This is a genomic window from Pseudomonas sp. GL-R-19 (genome assembly GCF_019956375.1).
Lineage (GTDB): Bacteria > Pseudomonadota > Gammaproteobacteria > Pseudomonadales > Pseudomonadaceae > Aquipseudomonas.
In genome coordinates this window covers 103,101-125,602 of sequence record NZ_JAHBDJ010000012.1, presented here as the reverse complement: position 1 = coordinate 125,602, position 22,502 = coordinate 103,101, and the positions used below count along the sequence as shown (strand labels likewise).

The following is a 22,502-nucleotide window of genomic DNA, read 5'->3' as shown; positions in this document are numbered from 1 at the left end:
AGATGTGTATATTTTGCAAGTGAACACAGGCACCACCCGGGTTGACGAAGGCGGCAATCACATCGACGTCCCCGGTCCCGCCTTCCATGCTCTGCTGATCCTGAACCCGGCGCAGTAACGCAATCTGGTCCCGCAGCTCGGCTGCTCGTTCGAACTCGAGATTGATCGCCGCCTCTTCCATCCCGGCGGACAACTCGTCTGTCAGAGCATTGCTGCGCCCCTCAAGAAACATCACCGAGTGGCGCACATCTTCGGCATACACCTGGGGATCCACCAGCCCGACGCAGGGTGCCTTGCAGCGCTTGATCTGGTATTGCAGGCAAGGACGGGTGCGGTTCTTGTAAAAACTGTCTTCGCATTGCCGAACGAAAAAGGTCTTTTGCAGCAGGCTCAGGCTTTCGCGAATCGCGCCAGCGCTCGGGTAAGGACCGAAATATTTACCCTTGGCCTTTTTCGCACCGCGATGAATGCTCAGTCGCGGAAACTCTCCGTCGGAGAGAAAGACGTAGGGGTAGGATTTATCGTCGCGCAGCAGGATGTTGTAGGGCGGGCGCCATTCCTTGATCAGCGTCTGCTCAAGCAGCAAGGCTTCGGTTTCGTTGGCCGTGATCGTCGTTTCGATCTGGGCAATACGCGCTACCAGTGCGGCGGTCTTGGGGGCAAGCCCGGTCTTGCGAAAGTAACTCGACAGGCGATTCCTGAGGTTCTTCGCCTTGCCGACGTAGAGCAAACGCGCTTCGCTGTCGAACATGCGGTACACGCCGGGGCGCCCGCTAACAGTGGACAGAAAGGCGCTCGGATCAAAGGTGTCGTTCATTTTCAGAGGCTGGCGTCGACCATGCCATGACGAACCGCCAACAGCGTCAACTCGACATCACTGCTGATCGAAAGTTTTTCGAAGATGCGGTAACGGTAAGTGTTAACGGTTTTCGGGGACAGGCACAACTTATCGGAAATGATCTGCACTTTCTGGCAGCCGACGATCATCAACGCGATCTGGATTTCCCGCTCCGACAAGGCATCGAAAGGCGAATCGTTGGTGGGCTGGAAGGACTTGATCGCCAGCTGCTGGGCAATTTGCGGGCTGATGTAGCGTTGTCCGGCGAATACCAGGCGGATGGCCTGGACCATTTCCGGCAAACCTGCCCCTTTGGTCAGGTACCCTGCCGCCCCTGCTTGCAACAGCCGCGTAGGAAACGGGTCCTCTTCACACACGGTCACCGCGACGACTTTGATATCCGGATGACTGCGCAATAATTTGCGAGTGGCTTCAAGACCGCCGATACCCGGCATCTTGACGTCCATCAGCACCACATCGGGTTTCAGCTCACGCGCCTTGAGCAGGGATTCCTCTCCCGACTCGGCCTGGCCGACTACTTGCAGGCCATCGATGTCAGCCAGCATTCGTGTAATGCCTGTACGAACGAGATCATGGTCATCGACTACTAGCACCCTAATCAAGCAGACACCTCGCAATATGGTCTTATTGGAATGCCAGACACCTTAGCAAAAAGCATCTGGCAGACCTAGCGGAAAGCGTCAGATTAAAAGTTTCAATTCATCTTGAAAGGCTTGTTGCAAGCGTGTTGCAGCAATCCCGATCGGAGATATCCAGCTGCATCCTCAAGAAACATTCGTCCTTGCCCACCACCCTTAATCCCTTGCGCCTGTACAACGCTTGCGCCGGGTTGTTTTCGAAAACCGTCAGGCGCAACGCCGGACGCCGCTCCTTGCACGCCAGAGCCAGCACCTGATCGATCGCCCAGGCTCCAGCGCCCTGCCCACGAAACGCTTCGACAATATGCAATTCGCGGATGTACAAGGCTCTGGCATCACGGCTCAGACTGACATAACCCAGGACATTTTCGCCGCATACGATCAACCGGTTGTCGCGCCCGGCCCAGGCCACGTCAAACGCCTCGTCCTGCCACAAAAGATCATGCTGAATATAGTAGCGCAACATGCCTCTACAGGTCAGTTCGCGGGCGAATTCGAGGTCGTCCGGTGTTGCCGGACGCCATTGGCGTTCCATCATTCCAGCTCCACGGCGAGGGGCAGTACCGTCATGAGGCGCCCTTGTGACGATGTGTTTTTTATAGACGTGCAAAGTGTGTCACAACCTTCGAGGCGCTCAAGCGATAGAAAGTGACGTCGCTGGCCAATAGCATTTTCTGATTGAATCTGCGTGCCGGCCTCTAGTAAGCTCGGTCCATCCATCGGAGACAGACCATGTTCAACGCCCTCTTGCAGCTTCGTACCGCCAGCGCCCCGCGCTCGGTTGCGGCTGCCCGGGTAATCGACGGTTGTGCTCCGGTCAGCTTTTATTTTGGGTATTGGTTTAGCCACTGGCGCGCCTGATACCCACACGGCGCCCACTTTAAACGGGTCGCCACCAGAGAACTCTCAACCCCCGGTCGGCCTCCCGACCGGGGGTTTTGTTTTTTCAGTCCCAACACTTTTAGCGACACACCAGACATTTAGAGGATTCAGTACATGAACTACGCCACTTATTACCGTTACGACAGTTTTACCACCTGGCGATTTACCACCCTCCGCTCGGGACAGCCTGCCGCCTCCGATCGGTCACCCACAGGTGGCAAGCACACACACGCAGCCAATCTGGCCAATTGTCGAACACCCCAGTAGGGCCGAGCGCGCGGGCACGAACCCGCCGCCAGCCCAGGAAGCCTTGAATATGAACTCGTCCGTCTCTGCACTGCCGCTGTCCACCTTGAGCCCTGCCAATGAAGCGCTAACCCTGCGTCTGCCCAGCTCATTGCAACTCAAACAGCAATTGCCCCTCAGCAATGCCCTGTCCCGGCAAGTCACCACCCACCGCCAGGCGGTTCGCGCGATCCTCAACGGTGAAGACTCCCGTTTGCTGGTCATCGTCGGCCCCTGCTCGATACACGACCCGAAATCAGCCTTCGAATACGCCGGCAATCTTGCCCGCCTCGCCGCCGAAGTCAGCGACCAGATGCTGCTGGTGATGCGCGCCTACGTCGAAAAACCCCGCACCACGGTTGGCTGGAAAGGCCTGGCCTACGACCCGCACCTCGATGGCAGCGATGACATGGCCGCCGGCCTGACGCTGTCCCGCGAGCTGATGCGCGAGATGCTTCGCCTGGGCTTGCCTGTGGCCACCGAACTGCTGCAGCCGATGGCCGCCGGTTACTTCGACGACCTGTTGAGCTGGGTGGCGATTGGCGCACGCACGACGGAGTCGCAGATCCATCGGGAAATGGCCAGCGGCCTGGGCATGCCTGTAGGGTTCAAGAACGGGACTGACGGTGGTGTCGGTGTCGCCAGCGACGCCATGCGTTCCGCCGCCCACCCCCATCGCCATTTCGGTGTCGATAGCCAAGGACATCCGGCGATCATTCAAACACCGGGCAATGCGGACACTCACCTGGTATTGCGCGGCGGCCATCGCGGGCCGAACTACGACAGCGCCAGCGTTGCCCAGGTGAACAGCGACTTGACCAGACTCAGGATTCCGGCTCGGATCATGGTCGATTGCAGTCACGCCAACAGCGGCAAGAACCCGTTGAACCAGCCAGCCGTGTTCAACGATGTACTTGAACAACGCCTGCAAGGTGATCGTTCGCTGATCGGCATGATGATCGAGAGCCATCTGTTCGAGGGCTGCCAGCCGTTGAGTTCGTCATTGCAATACGGTGTGTCAGTGACTGATGGCTGCCTCGGCTGGGCCGGGACAGAACAACTGTTGCTTGAAGCGGCAGATCGGCTGCGAGTGTCAAACAACGCCCGATAATCAGCATTATCCATGCGCCCTCCGGCCTTCATGCGAAGACTGGAGGGCAAACGGCAATCAATGCCCCATCAGGGACTGCACCTGAACCAGTGTCACTCCGGATTGTTGGCGGGTGCCGTCAAGGCGCTCGACTGAATAGAAAACACGGATCGCGGAATCTCGATGCTCCCTCCAGAACCGGTAGGGAACGATGAACACCAATGGCTCGCCCGCAGTGTCTCTGGTTATTTCGCGCTCGTTACAGTGATTGAATTTCTCCCCGTCGCATCTCAGGTAAATCAGTTCACCTCTATCAGCCCTGGCGTTTTCGATGACGACGGTCACGCCATCCTGCGCATCATGCAGATCCACCCAACCTTCGTCGGCCTCCAGCACAATGGGCCCTGGCAGTGGTCGCTGTTCCAGGATGTCAACCATCAGTGCCGTGACTTCAGAGTAACGAGGCCCCTGACCTGCTTGCTTGACGCAATAATCGATGGAAACGGAGGAGCCCAGATTCGACGCAATGCACTCCGGGCTGACCCAAAACGACAGTTCCTCCCCCACAGCAAAGGACTCGACCTTGAGTGCATCACTGAAACTTCCTTCGACCGAGACGCCAGCCCAGGTCAGCAAAACCCAGTCGCCCGCCGCCATGCGTGCATAGGGTTTGATCGTAACGATCGCCCCTTCTTTCACCCGATCCGGATCAAGCGTTCTACCCACCGCGTCGTTCACTGTCGCAGGCAACAGGTCGGATTGCACATCACCCACACTCAGTTGCAAACGATGGGAGTGCACGGGCTCGGCAAAACGGGTGCTCGTGAGTGAGTAACTGATTTCGAGTGAACCACCGTCAAGCGTCGCAATATGCGCGCTAACCACGGCAAAGATCATGTCCTCGCCGACCCGGTCCTCAGTGACAAAGCGCGCGACCTGATGGTTGCAGGCGACGCCATCAGCATCCAGACCCGCCCAACTCAATAGCAATTTGTCGCCGCAGGTCATGCCCGGATAAGGCTGGACCCTGATGACGGCTTTTCTGTCAGAGGGGTTCAGAACGCCGTTTTCCGCCTGTTCAAGTATTGGAGGTGGCAATGGTTGCTGCGCGAGATTCAAGGTATCGGGTTCATAAACAGTCATTCATTCGCTCCAGTCCTTGGAATAAACACCGAACAGGTGGCCGGCTTTGGATGACGACTATTTAACCCCACGGCAAACAGCCGTGATGTCGGCCTCTTACCCCGGCTCGCTCGGAAAATCGATACATACGAAGTAGGTCTTTGATCAGCAGCAACCTGATTGCCGTGAAAAGTCATCAATTTATTCCGACTAAGGCCTCAGCCGCTCTAGAGCATTCGCACTTGTTCTGTTCCGCTTTCCGCAAGCTTCGGCGGACATTTCATACATCGCGCCAACCTCGAGTGTTTTAGAGTGAAACGCCATGCAGTCCCAACGAACTTCTGTGCAAAGGTATGAACATGCAAAGGAATGCAAGCACTTGTTATCCAATACTGCTGGTCCACGGCCTTTTCGGCTTCGAAAGAATCGGCAAATTCGAACTCTTTCACGACATCAGGCAGGCATTGAGGAACGCCGGAGCAAGGGTGCTCGTCCCCTACTTGTCGGCCACCCATGACAACGAGGTACGCGGTGACCAATTGCTCTCGCAGATCGAGCGGGTACTGGAAGGAACCGGTGCACGCAAAGTCAACCTCATAGGCCATAGCCAAGGCGCACTGACCGCACGTTATGCCGCAGCGATTGCGCCACACAGTGTGGCGTCGGTGACCTCCGTCAGCGGGCCGAACCATGGCTCGGAACTGGCCGATTTCCTGCGCAAGGCATTGATACCAGGCAGTCTGCCGGAACAGGTGGCCGAGACGGTGGTGACCCTGTTCGCCGACTTCCTCGCGACTTTAAGCGACAACCAGTACCGACCGCAGAACGCCATTGCGGCCCTCAATGCGCTGACCACCGAAGGCGTAGGCGCATTCAACGACAAATACCCGCAAGGGCTGCCCACCCTCTGGGGTGGCAAGGGGCGCGAACGGGTCAACGGTGTGCATTACTACTCGTGGAGCGGCGTGTTGCAGTCAAGTGTTCTCGAGGCAGGGCTCAATGCCTTCGATCCGCTCAACGCATTCTGCCGGGCCCTTTCCGGGTATTTCGTCACGGAAAGCGAGCAGAACGACGGGTTGGTCGGCCGCTTCAGTTCCCATCTGGGTACGGTTATCCGCTCCGACTATGCGCTGGATCATCTGGACACCATTGGTCAACCGATCGGCCAGTTGCGCACAGGTGTCGACCCGATCGAACTGTATGTCCAGCATGCCGAACGCTTGAGAGACGCAGGCCTTTGAGCTGCCACCTGCCGTGGATCCCGCGTGGAACGGAACTTTGAGGAGAAATAGCTCACTGAATCCGGTAGGCTCAGCACTTTATCGAGTATTGAAAGGAGTATTTTCCCATGGCTAAAGCCACTGCCCGTCACATCCTTGTTGCCTCGCAAGACAAGTGCAATGAACTCAAGGCCCAAATCGAGACTGGTGCCGATTTCGCCGAAGTTGCCAAGGCAAACTCCACCTGCCCTTCCAGCCGTCAGGGCGGTGACCTGGGTTCGTTCGGCCCGGGCCAGATGGTCAAGGAATTCGACACCGTGGTTTTCAGCGCACCCATCAACGTGGTCCAGGGCCCGGTCAAGACCCAGTTCGGTTACCACCTGCTGGAAGTGACCAGCCGTCAGGACTGATCGACGCTTGAGCTACGCTCACAACGGCCCGCCTTTTGGTGGGCCGTTGTGTTTCAGGTGCGTAATTCGGCTGGCGAGGGACGCGCCGCTAGCGTACAAATTGTCGTTAACGACCACCCGGCTCCAAGGCTGACAATGCGACTGGCTTTCCCTACCTTATTATTCACTGCCGTGGCCCTGCTGATAGGTGCCGCGGGTGTGAATGCTGAACCGCAGCATGCGTTGACCGTTTATGGCGAGCCGGCGAAATACCCTGCCGGCTTCAGTCACTTCGCCTACACCAATCCGCTGGCCCCCAAGGGCGGCACGATGCGGCGCTCGGCGATCGAAATCGGTCAATTCGACCATGTCTTGCCTTACATCGACAAAGGCATCGGCGTCACGCAAATCGATGGCCTGCTCTATTCACCACTGGCGCAGCGCTCGCTGGACGAACCATACACCGTGTACGGCCTGGTGGCAGAAAAGATGGAGCGCGCCGAAGACGGACTGTCCCTGCGCTTTTACCTCAACCCCAAGGCGTGCTTTGCCGATGGCAAACCGATTACCGCCGAAGATGTGCGTTACACCTTCGACCTGCTGATGACTCAGGGCAGCCTGCGTTACCGCACCCAGTTCGCCGACATCAAAGGCGTCGAAGTGGAATCGCCGCTGACTATCCGCTTTGATTTCAAGAACAATGAAAATCGTACCCTGCCTCTGGATATCGCGACCTTGCCGGTGCTTCCCGAACACTGGTGGAAGAGCCGCGATTTCGCCAATGGCGGCGGCTATGAAGCGCCGCTGGGCAGCGGCCCCTATAAAGTCGGCAAGATCGACTCCGGACGCAGCATCACCTTCGAGCGCAATCCCGATTGGTGGGGCAAGGACCTGCCCGTCAGTCGTGGCCTGTACAACTTCGATCACTTCAGCATCGAATACTTCGGCGATACCGACGTAGCGCGCCAGGTGTTGCGCGGTGGCGCCTATGACTACAACCGGGAATTTTCCGCCACCGCTTACTCCATCGGCTACGATAGCCCGGCCCTGAGCGACGGTCGCCTGCAAAAGGCCCATCTCGCCACCGAGGCGCCGCAGCCGGCCCAGGGTTTTGTGTTCAATCTGCAAAAGCCCATGTTCCAGGACCGTCGCGTGCGCCAGGCGCTGGCGATGCTGTGGGACTTCGAGTGGACCAACCGGCAGATGATGCGCGACATGTACATCCGCCAGCAGAGCTTTTTCTCCAATACCGATCTTGCGGCCCGGCAACTGCCGGATGCGGGTGAGCTGGCGATTCTCGAACCGCTGCGTGGGCGGATTCCCGACGAAGTTTTCACCAAGGTGTTCGAAGCGCCGAAGACCGATGGCAGCGGCGTGATCCGCGACAAGCAACTGCAAGCCCTGGACTTGCTCGAACAGGCCGGCTGGAAACCCGATGGCGATCAACTGGTCAATGCCGACGGCGAGCCGTTGAGCTTCACGTTCCTGGTCAGTCAGAACGGCATGGACCGTCTGCTGCTGCCCTATAAACGCACATTGAAACAGATCGGTATCGACCTGAACATCCGCCGCATCGACTCGTCCCAGTACGTCAATCGCCTGATGAGCCGCGACTACGACATGATCGTCACCGGCTACCCGGTCACCACATCTCCGGGAAACGAACTGCTCAATTATTTCGGTTCTGCGGCGGCTACCGACCCAGGATCAAACAACTACATGGTGTTGAAGAACCCGGCAGTGGACACCCTGATCACCGGGCTGATCCGTGCCAATACCAAGGCTGACATGCTGTATTACGCTCATGCCCTGGACCGGGTGCTGCAATGGAATTACTACTGGATTCCCAACTATTACCCGCCGGGCACCTCGACTGTCTGGTGGAACCGCTTTGGCATCCCGAACGTGCAGGCGAGCAATGACGAAGCCATAGAGAGCTGGTGGGAGATGAGCACCACGCCATTGACCAACCAACAGATGACGGCCGAGCGTATCAGCCGTAGCAAACCCGGAGGGCCGCACTGATGTGGGCTTACATATTGCGGCGCCTGCTGCTGATCATTCCGACGCTGGTGATCATTCTTCTGGTCAACTTTGTCATCGTCCAGGCCGCGCCGGGCGGGCCGGTGGAACAGGCCATCGCACACCTGCAAGGCATTGGCGGCGCAGCAGTTGGCGGCGGTTCCGGCGAAGCCATGAGCGGCAAGTCCCGGGCCAGTCGCGGGCTCGATCCGCAGCTGATCAAGGACATTGAAAAACAGTACGGCTTCGATAAACCGGCACACGAACGCCTCTGGCTGATGCTCACCAGCTACGCACGCCTGGACTTTGGCAAGAGCTTCTTCCGCGGCGCCACCGTCACCGACCTGATCCTCGAAAAAATGCCCGTGACCATTTCCCTCGGGCTCTGGGCGACGCTGATCACCTACCTGGTGTCGATTCCCCTGGGCATCCGCAAGGCCGTGCACCATGGCAGCCAATTCGACATCTGGAGCAGTACCGCGATCATCATCGGCTATGCCATGCCGGCGTTCCTGTTTGCGATGTTCCTGATCGTGGTCTTTGCCGGTGGCACTTCGCTGAACTGGTTCCCGGTTCGCGGACTGGTCTCGGACAACTTCGACTCGCTATCGACCCTGGGCAAAGTGGCTGACTACTTCTGGCATCTGGTGTTGCCGGTGACCGCCCTGGTGATCGGCGGCTTCGCCACGCTGACCATCCTCACCAAGAACTCGTTCCTCAATGAAATCACCCGCCAGTACGTGGTCACCGCCAGGGCCAAGGGTTTGAGTGAACGGCGGGTACTGTATGGACACGTGTTCCGCAATGCCATGCTGTTGGTGGTGTCAGGCATTCCCCAAGCGTTTATCAGTGTATTTTTTGCCGGTTCCCTGCTGATCGAGGTGATCTTCTCCCTCGACGGCCTGGGCCGCATGAGTTACGAAGCGGCGGTATCCCGGGACTATCCGGTGGTGTTCGGCTCGCTGTTCATCTTCACCCTGTTCGGCCTTCTGATAAAACTGGTCGGCGACCTCTGCTACACCCTGGTCGACCCGCGTATCGACTTTGCCGCGAGGAACGCCTGATGTTCAAGCTTTCACCGTTGGCGCGCCGGCGCTTCGAGCGCTTCAAGAAAAACCGGCGAGGTTGGTGGTCACTCTGGCTGTTTGTCGGCCTGTTCTTGATTTCCCTGGGCGGCGAACTGATCGCCAACGACAAACCGCTGATGGTCAGCTATCAAGGCCAGTGGTACTTTCCGGTCTTCAAGCGCCACACCGAACAGGAATTCGGCGGGCAGCTGCCATTCCAGGCCGACTACCGCAGCGACTACGTGCAGAAGCTCATCGAGAAGGACGGTGGCTGGTTGCTGTTTCCACCGGTTCCGTTCAGTGACGACACACCCAACTATGACCTGAACATACCCGCCCCCAGTCCGCCCTCCAGCGTCAATTGGCTGGGCACCGACGACCAGGCACGGGACGTTCTGGCCCGGGTGATCTTCGGTGCCCGGGTGTCGATCCTGTTTGCCTTGATGCTGACGTTTGTCAGTGCCCTGATCGGCATCGCGGCCGGGGCCCTGCAAGGTTATTACGGCGGCTGGGTGGATTTGCTCGGCCAGCGCCTGCTGGAGGTGTGGTCCGGGTTGCCGGTGCTGTACCTGCTGATCATCCTGTCGGGTTTCGTCGAGCCGAATTTCTGGTGGCTGCTGGGGATCATGGCGCTGTTTTCATGGCTGGCCCTGGTGGACGTGGTGCGTGCCGAGTTCCTGCGTGGGCGCAATCTGGAATACGTCAAGGCCGCGCGCGCGCTGGGCCTGACCGACCGCAAAGTTATCGTACGGCACATTCTGCCCAACGCCATGAACGCGACCTTGAGCTACTTGCCGTTCATTCTCACCGGGGCGATTTCCACCCTGACGGCGCTGGACTTCCTCGGCTTCGGCATGCCTGCCGGCAGCGCTTCGCTGGGCGAGCTGATCGGCCAGGGCAAGCAGAACCTGCAAGCACCGTGGCTAGGCCTGACGGCGTTTTTCACTTTGGCGCTGATTCTTTCTTTACTGGTGTTCATTGGCGAAGCGCTGCGCGACGCTTTTGATCCGCGATCTTGATCCGCGATCTTGATGCACGCTCTTGAAAACGGGATGTTGATATGACCAACCTGATCGAAATCCGTGACCTCAGCGTGGCCTTCAGCGGCCAGGCCGTGGTGCGCAATCTGTGCCTGGACATCCGCCCTGGCGAATGCCTGGCGCTGGTGGGCGAATCGGGCTCGGGCAAGTCGGTGACGGCCCACTCGATCCTGCAACTGCTGCCGCAAACCGAGTCCGAGACGACGGGCAGCATCCGCTATCGCGGCCAGGAACTGGTAGGCGCCGATGTCGGCAAGTTGCGACAACTGCGCGGCAATCGCATCGCGATGATCTTCCAGGAGCCGATGACCTCCCTCAACCCGCTGCACAGCATTGAAAAGCAGATCGGCGAAACGCTGCTGGTGCACAAAGGCCTGGCGGGCAAGGCGGCGCAAGAGCGGATTCTCGAATTGCTGCACCTGGTGGGCATCCAGAAACCCGAGGAACGCCTCAAGGCCTATCCCCATCAATTGTCCGGCGGGCAGCGCCAGCGGGTGATGATCGCCATGGCCCTGGCGTGCGAACCGGAACTGCTGATCGCCGACGAACCGACCACTGCGCTGGATGTGACGGTGCAGCGCAAGATCCTGCTGCTGCTCAAATCCCTGCAACAGCGACTGGGCATGTCACTGCTGCTGATCAGCCATGACCTCAATCTGGTGCGCAGTATCGCCCAGCGCGTGTGCGTGATGAAGGCCGGGGAAATCGTCGAGCAGGCGCCTTGCGAAATCCTGTTCACCGAACCCAAGCACCCTTACAGCTGCGTATTGCTGCACGCCGAACCCGAGGGCGAAGCCTTGCCCCGGGACGAGCGCGAAAACGTACTGGAGGTGGACAATCTGCAGGTGCGGTTTCCCGTCGGTGGTGGCCTGTTTCAACGCAAAACCTGGCTGCGCGCCGTCGATGGCATCAGCCTGAATATTCAGCGCGGCAAAACCCTGGGCATCGTCGGTGAGTCCGGTTCCGGCAAGTCCACCCTGGGTCAGGCGATTCTGCGTTTGCTCGACTCCGAAGGCGGTATCCGCTTTCAAGGCCAGGCGCTGGACGGTCTAACGCAAAAACAGCTGCGACCGTGGCGCAAGCAGATGCAGGTGGTGTTCCAGGACCCTTTCGGCAGCCTCAGCCCAAGGATGTCCGTGGCACAAATCATCAGCGAAGGCCTGGAAGTGCACAGCCAGTTGAGCTCTGAAGAGTGCAATGCCGAAGTGATCCGGGCACTGAGCGAAGTCGGCCTCGACCCGCAAAGTCGCCATCGTTATCCCCACGAGTTCTCCGGGGGGCAGCGCCAGCGCATCGCCATCGCCCGGGCGTTGGTGCTGAAGCCGGCGCTGATCCTGCTCGACGAACCGACCTCGGCGCTCGACCGCACGGTACAGAAACAAGTGGTCGCCCTGCTCCGCCAGCTTCAGGAAAAACACGGTTTGACCTACCTGTTCATCAGCCATGACCTGGCGGTGGTGCGCGCCCTGGCCCACGACATGATCGTGATCAAGGACGGCAAAGTGGTGGAACGCGGCGCCAGCCATGAGGTGTTTGATTCGCCGCAGCATCCGTACACCAAGGAGCTGTTGGCGGCGGCGTTGTTGGGGCAGGCATAATCCGTTGCATTCAGTTAGACCGAGCCGCGGCCTTCGCGAGCAGGCTCGCTCCCACAGGAGATTTGTGAACGACGCAGATCAACTGTAGGAGCGAGCCTGCTCGCGAAGAGGCCGGCACAGGCAATACACAACCAGGATCATGTACCCATGAACACCACCGAAAGCCTCAAGGACTACCAGCGCGTTCGCCTGCTGGCGATCCGCTCGTTGTTCGAGATCATCGAGCAGTCGAGCGAGGGCACGGTGATTGTCGACCGCGACGCCAACATCGTCTGGATGAATGAGCGTTATGCCCGGCGCTTTGGCCTGCAATCGGCGCAAGGCGCAATCGGCAAGCCCTGCGAAAGCGTGATCCCCGGCAGCCTGTTGCGTGAAGTGGTGCGCAGCGGCCGGCCGATTTTGCTGGATATGCAAGACACCCCCAAAGAGCCGCTGGTGGTCATGCGCCTGCCGATTCACGATGACGCCGGCGTGGTGATCGGTGCCATCGGTTTTGCCCTGTTCGACGAATTGCGCAGCCTGTCGCCGATGCTCAAGCGCTACATGAGCATGCAGGAAGAACTGGCTTCCACCCGCTCGCTGCTGCGGGCGCGGCAGACCAAATACAACTTCGCCCATTTCATCGGCACCAGCGCCGCCAGCCTGGAAGTCAAACGCCGCGCCCGGCGCAGTGCGAGTACCGAATCGCCGGTGCTGTTGCTTGGTGAAACCGGCACCGGCAAGGAGTTGCTGGCCCAGGCGATCCACAATGCCTCGCCCCGTGCACACAAGGCGTTTGTCAGTGTCAACAGCGCGGCGATTCCCGAATCGCTGTTGGAGGCCGAGTTCTTCGGCACAGCCCCTGGCGCATTTACCGGTGCCGATCGCAAGGGCCGCGCCGGCAAATTGCAGATTGCCCAGGGCGGCACGCTGTTCCTCGATGAAATCGGCGACATGCCGCTGCCCCTGCAAAGCAAACTGCTGCGAGTGTTGCAGGAAAAGGAATTCGAGCCGGTGGGCTCCAACGAAGTGATCCAGAGCGATGTGCGGGTGATCGCCGCGACCTCTACGGACCTGGAAGCGGCGATCAAACGCGGCGAATTCCGCGCCGATTTGTACTACCGCCTCAATGTGCTGCCGATCCAGGTTCCACCCCTGCGCGACCGCCTGGATGACGTGCCGGCGCTCAGTGAAGCCATTCTTGAGGAACTGCGCAGCCAGCATGAATTGCACCACGAGGCCCTGGAACTGTTGGGGCAACACGCCTGGCCGGGGAACATCCGGGAACTGCGCAATGTGCTGGAGCGGGCCGCGCTGCTCAGTGATGACTTGCGCCTGACGGCGGCGGACATCCGCGCAGCGATTGGTACGTTCACCCAGGTGGAGCGCGTGGCGCCCTTGACCATCGAGCCGCTTGCCCATGAAACGTTCAGTGCGGCGCGAGAGCGATTTGACCGGCAATTGATTGAAACCACCCTTGCGCAATGCGGAGGCAAGGTGGTGGAAGCGGCAGAGCGGCTGGGGCTTGGCCGGTCGACGCTGTATAAGAAGATGGTGGCGTTGGGGATCGCCGAGTCTCAATAAAGAGACATGCATCTCCATTGTTAGACAGATCTTCGCGAGCAGGCTCGCTCCCACAGGGAGACAGAGTAGTTCGGGAGAACACGGTCTACTGTGGGAGCGAGCCTGCTCGCGATGAGGCCAGCACTATCGCCAAAAGTCTCCGATTAGAGACAAAGCATTCGAATCCAGCCCACAAAAGTCGAATATATCCTTATATTTCAACAACTTAACAAGATGGCACAAAACTCGCTATACGCCTCTCCTACCAGGCTTCACCCAACAAAAATAACAACCCAGGAGAGACACACCATGAGTGTGATCATTGCCTTGGCAGCCCTCGCGCTGCTGATGCTGGCTGCCTACCGTGGCTACAGCGTTATCCTCTTTGCCCCGATTGCCGCGCTCGGCGCCGTTCTGCTCACCGATCCTTCCGCTGTCGCCCCTGCTTTCACCGGGGTGTTCATGGAAAAAATGGTCGGTTTCATCAAACTGTATTTCCCGGTCTTCCTGCTCGGCGCGGTGTTCGGCAAGCTGATCGAACTGTCCGGTTTCTCGCGCTCCATCGTCGCGGCGGCGATTCACCTGCTGGGCACCCGCCAGGCGATGCTGGTGATCGTGCTGGTCTGCGCCTTGCTGACCTACGGCGGAGTGTCGCTGTTTGTGGTGGTGTTCGCGGTCTATCCGTTTGCCGCCGAGATGTTCCGTCAAAGCAACATCCCCAAGCGCCTGATTCCGGCGACCATTGCCCTCGGTGCGTTCTCATTCACCATGGACGCCCTGCCCGGTACGCCACAAATCCAGAACATCATCCCCAGCACATTCTTCAACACCACCGCGTGGGCGGCGCCGTGGCTGGGGTTGATCGGCACGATCTTCGTGTTCTGTGCCGGCATGCTGTTTCTCCAGCGTCAGCGCAACAAGGCCCAGCGTGCCGGTGAAGGCTATGGTTCTGACCTGCGCAACGAGCCGGAAACCGCCGCCGACCTCAAGCTGCCCAACCCGTGGCTTGCACTCTCGCCACTGCTGGCGGTGGGCATCATGAACCTGCTGTTCACCCACTGGATTCCGCAGGTGTATGGCAAGACCCACAGCCTCGCGCTGCCGGGCATGGCCGCGCCGGTGACCACGGACATCGCCAAGCTCACGGCGATCTGGGCGGTACAGGCAGCCTTGCTGGTCGGCATCCTCATGGTGCTGGTGTTTGGCTACAAGGCGATCAGCCGCAAGCTGGCCGAAGGCAGTAAAAGCGCGGTGAGCGGTGCCTTGCTGGCGGCGATGAACACCGCCTCGGAATACGGTTTCGGCGCGGTGATCGCATCCTTGCCGGGCTTTCTGGTGCTGGCCGACTGGCTCAAGAGCATCCCCAACCCACTGGTCAACGAAGCGATTACCGTGACCCTGCTGGCCGGCATCACCGGTTCCGCCTCGGGTGGCATGAGCATCGCGCTGGCGGCGATGTCCGAGCAGTTCATCAGCGCCGCCCATGCGGCGAACATTCCGCTGGAAGTGCTGCACCGGGTCGCCGCCATGGCCAGCGGTGGCATGGACACCCTGCCGCACAACGGCGCCGTCATTACCCTGCTGGCGGTCACCGGGCTGACCCACCGCGAAGCTTACAAAGACATTTTCTGTATTACGCTGATCAAGACCCTGGCGGTTTTCGTAGTGATCGGCACCTTCTACGCCACTGGCATTGTGTGAGGTATTCATGACGACTCTTTCGGGCAAGACCGCACTGGTCACCGGTTCCACCAGCGGCATCGGCCTGGGGATAGCCCTCAGCCTGGCCAAGGCCGGGGCCAATCTGATCCTCAACGGCTTTGGCGATGCATCCAGGGTGATTGCCGAAGTCGAACAGTTCGGCGGCAAGGTCGGCCATCACCCGGCCGATGTCAGCGATCCGGCACAAATTGCCGACATGATCGCCTACGCCGAGCGCGAGTTCGGCGGCGTCGACATTCTGGTCAACAACGCTGGCATTCAACACGTGGCAGCGGTGGATGAGTTTCCGGTAGAGCGCTGGGATTCGATCATCGCCATCAACCTGTCGTCGGTGTTCCATAGCACCCGTTTGAGCCTGCCAGGCATGCGAGCCAAGGGCTGGGGCCGGGTGATCAACATTGCTTCGGTGCATGGCCTGGTCGGCTCGGTGGGCAAGTCAGCCTATGTCGCGGCCAAGCACGGGGTGATCGGCTTGACCAAAGTGGTCGCGCTGGAAACCGCGACCACCCAGGTCACCTGCAACGCGATCTGCCCAGGCTGGGTATTGACGCCGCTGGTGCAAAAGCAGATTGATGATCGTGCCGCCAGTGGGGTTGATCCGCAGCAGGCACAGCATGATTTACTCGCTGAGAAACAGCCATCGCTGGAGTTCGTGACACCGCCGCAACTGGGTGAACTGGTGCTATTTTTGTGTAGCGAAGCCGGCAGCCAGGTGCGTGGCGCGGCGTGGAATGTTGATGGTGGTTGGTTGGCGCAGTGATCAGCCGCTAAACCGCGTTATCGTTCTTCGCGAGCAGGCTCGCTCCCACATGGAAATGCGATCCCCTGTAGGAGCGAGCCTGCTCGCGATCGAGTGCACAGCACTCGCCAACAAGAAGAGGCAAACCATGTCCGACATCCTCTGGCAACCTGACGCCAAACGCATTGGCAAGACCCGCATGGAGGCCTTCCGGCGTTTCATCAATCAGCGGCATCACCTCAAGATTGACGACTACCCTGCCCTGCACCAATGGTCCGTCGAGCAACGCCCGGACTTCTGGCAGGCCATCGTCGACTTCTTCGACATCCGCTTCCACGAGCAACCCGACGCGGTGCTGCTCGAAGGTCCGCAGATGCCCGGCGCCCAGTGGTTCCCCGGCGCAACGCTGAACTTTGCCGAACACCTGCTGCAGCGTCGCGATGATGCGATCGCCGTGATAGCCGTTGGTGAAAACGGTCTGCGTGAACATTTGACCTGGGCCGATCTCGCGGAACATGTCGCCGGCTTTCAAAACGGGCTGATAGCGACCGGTGTCAGGGTTGGCGACCGGGTCGCCGCGTGCATGCCCAACACCTGGCAAACCCTGGTGGCCATGCTCGCCACCACCAGCCTTGGCGCAATCTGGTCCTGCTCTTCGCCCGACTTCGGCACCCAAGGGGTGGTTGACCGTTTCGGCCAGATCGAACCGAAAGTGCTGGTGACCTGCGCCGGCTACCGCTATGCCGGCAAGGAGATCGACCAGACCGCCAAAGTCAACGAGATCCTCCAGCGCCTGCCTTCGCTGCAACAGTTGATCGTCGTGCCTTACGCACGTCCGCAGGCGCACATAGAAGAATTCCACACCCAGGCCAACGTAACGCTGTGGAACGATTTCTATGAACCTGGCGGCGAGCCGGATTTCGTCCCCGTGCCCTTCGCCCATCCGCTGTACATCCTCTACTCCAGCGGCACCACCGGCGTGCCCAAATGCATCATTCACAGCACCGGCGGCGTACTCCTGCAACACGTCAAGGAACACGGCCTGCACTGCGATCTCGGCCCCGGCGAGCGCCTGTTCTACTACACTACCTGCGGCTGGATGATGTGGAACTGGCTGGTGTCGGCATTGGCGGTCGGCAGTGCGGTGGTGCTGTACGACGGCTCGCCGTTCCACCCCGACCCGCAACGCTTGATCGACCTGATCGACGACGAGGGCATCAGTGTCTTTGGCACCAGCCCCAAATACCTTGCGACCCTGGAAAGCAGCGGTATCAAGCCCCGGGAAAGCCATGACCTGGGCAGCCTCAAGATGCTGCTATGCACCGGCTCGGCGCTGTCGCCGCACAGTTACGACTTCGTCTATCGCGACTTCAAGGCTGACGTGTGTCTGGCCTCGATGTCCGGTGGCACCGACATCGTTTCGTGCTTCGTCAATGGCAACCCTGTGTCGCCGGTCAGGCGCGGCGAAATCATGGGCAAGAGCCTGGGCATGGCCGTCGAAGTGTGGAACGACGCCGGCCAACCGGTGATCGGCGAAAAAGGCGAACTGGTCTGCACCCGGCACTTCCCGGCGATACCCGTTGGCCTGTGGAACGATCCCGATGGCGAGAAACTGCGCAAATCCTATTTCAGCCTGTTCCCCGGCGTCTGGGCCCAAGGTGATTACGCCGAACAACTGCCCCATGGCGCAATGATGATCCACGGTCGCTCCGATGCCGTGCTCAACCCTGGGGGCGTGCGCATCGGCACGGCGGAAATCTATCGTCAGGTGGAGAAAGTCCCCCAGGTGCTCGACAGCGTGGCCATCGGTCAGCAGTGGCAGGATGACGTGCGGGTGGTGCTATTCGTACAGTTGCGCGACGGGGTCGAACTGGACGAGGCGCTGCAACAGCAGATCCGCCAGACGATTCGCGACAACGCCACGCCACGCCATGTGCCGGCGAAGATTGTCGCAGTCACCGACATTCCCCGGACCATCAGCGGCAAAGTCGTTGAGTTGGCGGTACGCAATGTGGTGCACGGGCAGAAAGTGAAAAACACCGATGCCCTGGCCAATCCCGAAGCGCTGGAACAGTACCGAAACAGGCCCGAACTCCAGGATTGAAATAGGGTCACCTGTAGGAGCGAGCTTGCTCCGGGCGGCGATCCGACGATAAACCTGAGAGCGCCGCGGAGCACCTGCCAACCAGCGTTATCGTTTACGACCATCGCGAGCGAGCTCGCTCCTACAGGGCCCTGTGTCGCCTTCGAATCAACCTGTGTCTGCCACCTGTGCAAGAATAGACGCCTGCTATAGCGAATTGGCGCAGGACTCCCGGATGAACGCAACACCAACCGCCAGCGATGCCCAGGCCTTGATCGCCCGAATCGACTGGGCAAGCAGCCCGCTGGGCGCGGCCAGCACCTGGCCACAAAGCCTGCGAACCGCCGTGGATATCGTGATTCACTCACCGATGCCGATGTTGCTGCTATGGGGCCCGCAACTGACGCAGATCTACAACGACGGCTTCGCCCTGCTCAGCGGAAGCAAACATCCACACGCTTTCGGCCAACCGACACACCTGATCTGGCCAGAGTTGAAAGACTTTACCGACCCGATATACAGCGCCGTCCTGCAAGGTCAGGTGCGAACCTACAGCGAGCAGCGCTTCACCCTGCAACGTGAGGGCCGGGAGACTGACTTCTGGCTCGACCTGACCTACAGCCCGATCCGTGACGAAAGTGCCAAGGTGGCCGGGATCCTGGTCACCGCCATCGAAACCAACGAACGCCGGCGCATCGCCCTCGAACTCGAACAGCGCTCGGCGGCCAGCCTCAAGGCCCAGCGTGAAACCGAGGAGCGCCTGCAACTGGCCCTCGCCGCCACCGATGCGGTCGGCACCTGGGACTGGGACATCAGCGAGGACCGTTTCATCGCCGATGCGAATTTTGCCCAACTGCACGGCATCGATCCGGCCATGGCCAGCCAGTTGCCGATCAGCGAGTACCTGCAAGGCGTACACCCGCAAGACCGCGCCCTGATCGCCCGCAGCATCAAGCATTGCATCACCCACGGCACTGAGTACGCCGAGGAGTATCGCCTGCTGCAAACCGACGGCCAGATGCGCTGGGTGTTTGCCCGCGGTCGCTGCTACAAGGATCACCACGGCCGGCCGATGCGCTTCCTCGGCGCCGCCCTGGACCTGACCGAACGCAAACACACCGAACAGGCCCTGCGCCAGAGCCAGACCGAGCTGCAACTGATCATCAACGCCATGCCGGTCCTGATCAGCTACGTCGACCGCGAAGAACGCTTTCGCCTGAACAATGCGGCGTACCTCGACTGGTACGGCCTGACGCCGCAAGAGCTTTACGGGCTTACCATTCTTGAAGTGCTCGGCGAAGAAGCCTATGCGCTATGCGCCCCGTACATCACTGAGGCACTGTCCGGCCGGCCCTGCAGTTTCAGCATCAGCACGCCACACCGCGACGGCAGCATCCGCCAGGCCTTGATGAATTACCTGCCGCGCCACGGCGCAGACGGCGCGGTAAACGGTTTCTACATCTTCGTGATCGATGAAACCGAAAGCAAAAAGACCGAAGAAGCCCTGCGCAACCTGAACGAAACCCTTGAGGAACGGGTTGCCGCCCGCACCCGCCAACTGGCCGAGGCCAACGAGCGCCTGCAGAACGAGATGGTCGAACGTGAGCGTGCCGAAGACACCTTGCGCCATGCCCAGAAAATGGATGCGGTCGGCCAGCTTACCGGCGGCATCGCCCATGACTTCAACAACATGCTCACCGGCATCATCGGCAGCCTCGACCTGATGCAGCGCTACATCGCGGACGGTCGTATCAGCGAGATCGGCCGATTCACCGAAGCGGCAGTGTCCTCGGCCAACCGTGCCGCCGCCCTCACCCATCGCTTGCTGGCGTTCTCCCGGCGGCAGTCGCTCAACCGCAAGCCGCTGAACCCCAACGAGCTGATTCACTCGCTCGAAGACTTGTTCAGTCGAACCAAGGGCGACCACATCGAACTCAAACTGCAACTGGCCGAAGACATCTGGCGGATCAGCACGGATGTCAGTCAGTTGGAAAACGCCTTGCTCAACCTGGTGATCAACGCCCGGGACGCCATGCCCGATGGCGGCGTGCTGCAGATCGAAACCGCCAATGTGTACCTCGACGGCAGCGACATCACGACCCTGGAACCGGTCAAGGCCGGCGACTACGTGATGATTACCGTCAGCGACAACGGCGCCGGCATGACGCCCTTGGTGCTGGCCAAGGCATTCGACCCGTTCTTCACCACCAAGCCCATTGGCCAGGGCACCGGCTTGGGCTTGTCGATGATTTACGGTTTCGCCCAACAATCGGGGGGCCACGTCAGTCTGTTCAGCCTGCCCGAACGGGGCACCAGCGTGCGTTTGTACCTGCCGCGCCTGCATTCGGTCGAGCCGGAAAAAGCCCTGTCGCCCCCCATCGGTGAGGCACCGGCGGCAATTGCCGGCGAAACCGTGATGCTGGTCGAGGACGATGCGGCGGTGCGCATGCTGGTACTGGACCTGCTCAAAGAGCTCGGCTACCGCGCCCATGAAGCCGAAGATGCCAAGGGTGCCCTGCCGGTGCTGGAATCAGACCTGCGGGTGGACCTGCTGGTGACCGACGTCGGGTTGCCGGGCATGAACGGCCGGCAACTGGCAGAAATCGCCCGCCAGCACCGCCCCGAACTGAAAGTACTGTTCATGACCGGTTATGCGGAAATCGCCGCCGAGCGCCAGGGTTTCCTCGAAGAAGGCATGGACATGGTGGCCAAACCGTTTTCCATCGACCTGCTGGCCAACAAGATTCGCACGATGATCGGTCAACCGCACTGACTTGAGGCATAATCGCGCGCCCCCGCTGTCACCCACATAACCGCCCACATAGCCACCACCGTTGCAAGGTACCGCCCATGAAAGCTCAAGCCCGCCATATTCTGGTGAAAACCTCGGAAGAAGCCGAGCAGCTCAAACAACGCATTGCCAAGGGTGAAGCGTTCGATGTCCTGGCCAAGAAGTACTCGACCTGCCCCTCGGGCAAGCGCGGCGGTGACCTCGGTGAAGTGCGGCCGGGGCAGATGGTCGGCGTGATCGATGCGGTAATCTTCAAGAAACCGCTGCGGGTGGTGCATGGGCCGATCAAGAGCAAGTTCGGCTATCACCTGGTGCAGGTGTTTTACCGGGATTGATTGGGGTGGTCTGAGGGCCCTATCGCTGGCAAGCCAGCTCCTACAGGTATCGCGCAGGTCTTGTAGGAGCGGGCTTGCCCGCGAACCGATGGCGCAGCCAACGGCCATTCACCGCTTATTTCGGAATCAACGCCCCCGGCACCTGAATCACCCGGCTCGCCAACCGATGCCCTGCCTCGGCGGCGTCCACCGGGCTGCCGCCCGTGAGCCGCGAAGCCAGATACGCCGCACTGAATGAATCCCCCGCCGCCGTGGTGTCCACCACCCGCTCGACCTTCTGCGCCGGCACCTCGAATGACTCGCCATCACAACGAATCAGGCAGGCTTGGGCGCCACGCTTGAGCACCACTTCCGGCGTACCGATCTGCTCATACGCGGCAAACACTGCGTCACAATCGGCATAACCAAACAACGCCTGTTCGTCATCCACCGTCAGCAACGCCAGGTCGACATACGGCAGCACACGACGATACGCCGCCCGAGCCTCCTCGACCGACGCCCACAGCCGTGGCCGGTAGTTGTTGTCGAACACGATTCGCGCATCGCGCTGGCGGGCTTCGATCAGAGTGTCCAGCAACTTTTCCCGGCCTTGCATGCCGAGTACCGCCAGGGTGATGCCGCTGAAGTACAGCACGTCGTAATCCGGCAGCGCCGCAAGGATCGGCGCGGCGGTCGGGGTGGTGAAGCAATCGCGTACCGCCGCTTCATTGCGCCAGTACAGAAAGCGCCGCTCGCCGACCGCGTCGGTCTGGATGCAATACAAACCCGGCAGACGCCCCGGCAGGCGCTGAACCATTCCGAGCCCGATATTTTCCGCTGCCCAACTCTGGCACATCGCGTCGCTGAAACTGTCATCGCCCAAGGCGGTGACGTAATCCACGGTGCCGTTCTCTCCCAGTTCCCGGGACAGGTACACCGCCGTGTTCAAGGTGTCGCCACCGAAGCTCTGTTGCAGGCTGCCGTCGGCGCGATGCTGCAACTCGATCATGCATTCGCCGATCAGGGCGATGCGTGGAGTGTTGGGGCCCAGGGTGTTGATGGTGTTCATACGCGGATTTCTCTTTTGTCTGGTAGGGCC

At 60.1% G+C, this 22,502-nt stretch carries 18 protein-coding genes; 13 read left to right on the top strand and 5 right to left on the bottom strand.

The genetic code is table 11. From position 1 onward, the window contains the following. The 3 genes from uvrC to KGA83_RS08305 all read right to left on the bottom strand — a co-directional run. The coding region (gene uvrC / locus KGA83_RS08315; protein WP_223529429.1) for an excinuclease ABC subunit UvrC at window positions 1-817 on the bottom strand (817 nt) is incomplete at its 3' end. Window positions 818-819: 2 nt separating this feature from the next. Beyond that, a complete protein-coding gene (uvrY, locus tag KGA83_RS08310) occupies window positions 820-1,461 on the bottom strand; it encodes a UvrY/SirA/GacA family response regulator transcription factor (RefSeq protein ID WP_008015884.1) in 642 nt (213 codons plus the stop codon). Between the two features lie 97 nt (window positions 1,462-1,558). Next, complete coding sequence (locus KGA83_RS08305) at window positions 1,559-2,032, bottom strand: GNAT family N-acetyltransferase (RefSeq protein ID WP_223529433.1); 474 nt, start codon at window positions 2,030-2,032, stop codon at window positions 1,559-1,561. Window positions 2,033-2,695: 663 nt separating this feature from the next. Here KGA83_RS08305 and KGA83_RS08300 point away from each other — a divergent pair. Beyond that, window positions 2,696-3,775 carry a 3-deoxy-7-phosphoheptulonate synthase gene (locus KGA83_RS08300; protein WP_108217310.1) on the top strand — a complete coding sequence of 360 codons (1,080 nt, stop codon included), beginning with the start codon at window positions 2,696-2,698 and terminating at the stop codon, window positions 3,773-3,775. Window positions 3,776-3,832: 57 nt separating this feature from the next. Here the strand turns inward: KGA83_RS08300 and KGA83_RS08295 are convergent, their stop codons facing one another. Continuing rightward, window positions 3,833-4,897, bottom strand: a complete 1,065-nt coding sequence (locus KGA83_RS08295) for a hypothetical protein (protein WP_115947861.1) — start codon at window positions 4,895-4,897, stop codon at window positions 3,833-3,835. Between the two features lie 338 nt (window positions 4,898-5,235). Between KGA83_RS08295 and KGA83_RS08290 the strand changes: the two genes are divergently transcribed. The 12 genes from KGA83_RS08290 (at window position 5,236) to KGA83_RS08235 (ending at window position 21,424) form a co-directional block, all read left to right on the top strand. After that, window positions 5,236-6,117, top strand: a complete 882-nt coding sequence (locus KGA83_RS08290; protein WP_108217577.1) for an esterase/lipase family protein — start codon at window positions 5,236-5,238, stop codon at window positions 6,115-6,117. A gap of 107 nt (window positions 6,118-6,224) precedes the next feature. Then, window positions 6,225-6,506 carry a peptidylprolyl isomerase gene (locus KGA83_RS08285; protein WP_108217308.1) on the top strand — a complete coding sequence of 94 codons (282 nt, stop codon included), beginning with the start codon at window positions 6,225-6,227 and terminating at the stop codon, window positions 6,504-6,506. A 135-nt stretch (window positions 6,507-6,641) separates the two neighbouring features. Further along, window positions 6,642-8,510 carry an extracellular solute-binding protein gene (locus KGA83_RS08280; RefSeq protein WP_108217307.1) on the top strand — a complete coding sequence of 623 codons (1,869 nt, stop codon included), beginning with the start codon at window positions 6,642-6,644 and terminating at the stop codon, window positions 8,508-8,510. Continuing rightward, window positions 8,510-9,571, top strand: coding sequence for a microcin C ABC transporter permease YejB (locus tag KGA83_RS08275; RefSeq protein WP_115947860.1), 1,062 nt, complete (start codon window positions 8,510-8,512; stop codon window positions 9,569-9,571). Before KGA83_RS08280 ends, KGA83_RS08275 begins: the two co-directional genes overlap by 1 nt. Further along, the gene (locus KGA83_RS08270) at window positions 9,571-10,593 is read left to right on the top strand and encodes an ABC transporter permease (RefSeq protein ID WP_223529427.1); all 1,023 of its coding nucleotides are present in this window, start codon (window positions 9,571-9,573) and stop codon (window positions 10,591-10,593) included. The genes KGA83_RS08275 and KGA83_RS08270 overlap by 1 nt, the downstream gene beginning before the upstream one ends. 41 nt (window positions 10,594-10,634) lie before the next feature. Next, window positions 10,635-12,212, top strand: coding sequence for an ABC transporter ATP-binding protein (locus KGA83_RS08265; protein WP_108217304.1), 1,578 nt, complete (start codon window positions 10,635-10,637; stop codon window positions 12,210-12,212). Between the two features lie 147 nt (window positions 12,213-12,359). Beyond that, window positions 12,360-13,775 carry a sigma-54 interaction domain-containing protein gene (locus KGA83_RS08260; RefSeq protein ID WP_115947858.1) on the top strand — a complete coding sequence of 472 codons (1,416 nt, stop codon included), beginning with the start codon at window positions 12,360-12,362 and terminating at the stop codon, window positions 13,773-13,775. Between the two features lie 288 nt (window positions 13,776-14,063). Then, window positions 14,064-15,455: a GntP family permease gene (locus KGA83_RS08255; RefSeq protein WP_108217302.1), complete on the top strand. Its 1,392-nt coding sequence runs from the start codon at window positions 14,064-14,066 to the stop codon at window positions 15,453-15,455. A gap of 7 nt (window positions 15,456-15,462) precedes the next feature. After that, window positions 15,463-16,236 carry a 3-hydroxybutyrate dehydrogenase gene (locus KGA83_RS08250; RefSeq protein WP_108217301.1) on the top strand — a complete coding sequence of 258 codons (774 nt, stop codon included), beginning with the start codon at window positions 15,463-15,465 and terminating at the stop codon, window positions 16,234-16,236. Between the two features lie 127 nt (window positions 16,237-16,363). Next, entirely contained in the window at window positions 16,364-18,319 is a 1,956-nt protein-coding gene (locus KGA83_RS08245) for an acetoacetate--CoA ligase (protein ID WP_108217300.1), read from the top strand. A gap of 214 nt (window positions 18,320-18,533) precedes the next feature. Beyond that, window positions 18,534-21,071: a PAS domain-containing protein gene (locus tag KGA83_RS08240; RefSeq protein WP_108217299.1), complete on the top strand. Its 2,538-nt coding sequence runs from the start codon at window positions 18,534-18,536 to the stop codon at window positions 21,069-21,071. Window positions 21,072-21,148: 77 nt separating this feature from the next. Continuing rightward, complete coding sequence (locus KGA83_RS08235) at window positions 21,149-21,424, top strand: peptidylprolyl isomerase (RefSeq protein WP_007898282.1); 276 nt, start codon at window positions 21,149-21,151, stop codon at window positions 21,422-21,424. Between the two features lie 115 nt (window positions 21,425-21,539). On the opposite strand, the gene KGA83_RS08230 is transcribed toward KGA83_RS08235, so the two are convergent. Then, on the bottom strand, window positions 21,540-22,472 hold the full coding sequence (locus tag KGA83_RS08230) for a sugar kinase (protein ID WP_108217298.1): 933 nt from the start codon (window positions 22,470-22,472) through the stop codon (window positions 21,540-21,542). Window positions 22,473-22,502: the final 30 nt, after the last annotated feature.

Excerpts from the sequence above, each read along its gene's own strand:
- KGA83_RS08230 (WP_108217298.1), bottom strand. The coding sequence starts at position 22,472 with ATGAACACCATCAACACCCTGGGCCCCAACACTCCACGCATCGCCCTG.
- KGA83_RS08260 (WP_115947858.1), top strand. The coding sequence starts at position 12,360 with ATGAACACCACCGAAAGCCTCAAGGACTACCAGCGCGTTCGCCTGCTG.
- KGA83_RS08290 (WP_108217577.1), top strand. The coding sequence starts at position 5,236 with ATGCAAAGGAATGCAAGCACTTGTTATCCAATACTGCTGGTCCACGGC.
- KGA83_RS08265 (WP_108217304.1), top strand. The coding sequence starts at position 10,635 with ATGACCAACCTGATCGAAATCCGTGACCTCAGCGTGGCCTTCAGCGGC.
- KGA83_RS08295 (WP_115947861.1), bottom strand. The coding sequence starts at position 4,897 with ATGACTGTTTATGAACCCGATACCTTGAATCTCGCGCAGCAACCATTG.
- KGA83_RS08250 (WP_108217301.1), top strand. The coding sequence starts at position 15,463 with ATGACGACTCTTTCGGGCAAGACCGCACTGGTCACCGGTTCCACCAGC.
- KGA83_RS08275 (WP_115947860.1), top strand. The coding sequence starts at position 8,510 with ATGTGGGCTTACATATTGCGGCGCCTGCTGCTGATCATTCCGACGCTG.
- KGA83_RS08245 (WP_108217300.1), top strand. The coding sequence starts at position 16,364 with ATGTCCGACATCCTCTGGCAACCTGACGCCAAACGCATTGGCAAGACC.
- KGA83_RS08280 (WP_108217307.1), top strand. The coding sequence starts at position 6,642 with ATGCGACTGGCTTTCCCTACCTTATTATTCACTGCCGTGGCCCTGCTG.
- KGA83_RS08300 (WP_108217310.1), top strand. The coding sequence starts at position 2,696 with ATGAACTCGTCCGTCTCTGCACTGCCGCTGTCCACCTTGAGCCCTGCC.
- KGA83_RS08270 (WP_223529427.1), top strand. The coding sequence starts at position 9,571 with ATGTTCAAGCTTTCACCGTTGGCGCGCCGGCGCTTCGAGCGCTTCAAG.
- KGA83_RS08235 (WP_007898282.1), top strand. The coding sequence starts at position 21,149 with ATGAAAGCTCAAGCCCGCCATATTCTGGTGAAAACCTCGGAAGAAGCC.
- KGA83_RS08285 (WP_108217308.1), top strand. The coding sequence starts at position 6,225 with ATGGCTAAAGCCACTGCCCGTCACATCCTTGTTGCCTCGCAAGACAAG.
- KGA83_RS08255 (WP_108217302.1), top strand. The coding sequence starts at position 14,064 with ATGAGTGTGATCATTGCCTTGGCAGCCCTCGCGCTGCTGATGCTGGCT.
- KGA83_RS08240 (WP_108217299.1), top strand. The coding sequence starts at position 18,534 with ATGAACGCAACACCAACCGCCAGCGATGCCCAGGCCTTGATCGCCCGA.
- KGA83_RS08305 (WP_223529433.1), bottom strand. The coding sequence starts at position 2,032 with ATGGAACGCCAATGGCGTCCGGCAACACCGGACGACCTCGAATTCGCC.